The sequence below is a fragment of the Leifsonia sp. HAY1-4F genome (assembly GCF_056755275.1).
In genome coordinates this window covers 1-230 of sequence record NZ_JBNDHX010000735.1, presented here as the reverse complement: position 1 = coordinate 230, position 230 = coordinate 1, and the positions used below count along the sequence as shown (strand labels likewise).

At 70.4% G+C, this 230-nt stretch carries 1 protein-coding gene; it reads left to right on the top strand.

All coding sequences use genetic code 11. The annotated features are described in order from the left end of the window. Positions 1-230 (top strand): hypothetical protein (locus ACPYOG_RS21150; protein ID WP_481295997.1); only part of this gene is annotated, 230 nt, incomplete at both ends.

Below are 230 nucleotides of genomic sequence, written 5' to 3'. Positions count from 1 at the left end.
CGGTCTCCGTCGGCTGCGGCGCAGTTCGCACGCGGAGACGCGGAACCTCGTCGCAGCGGTCGTCGCCATCACTGCCTTCGGTCCGCTGCTCGCCCTGCTGCCGCCGGGCGGGTTCGGCCCGCTGTCGTTCGTGGCCGTGCTCTTCGAGCAGCCGCGCGTGAACGTCACAGAAGTGCCGGCGCGTTGCGACGCCTCGTACACCATCGCCTGTCACGACGACCTGACGATGG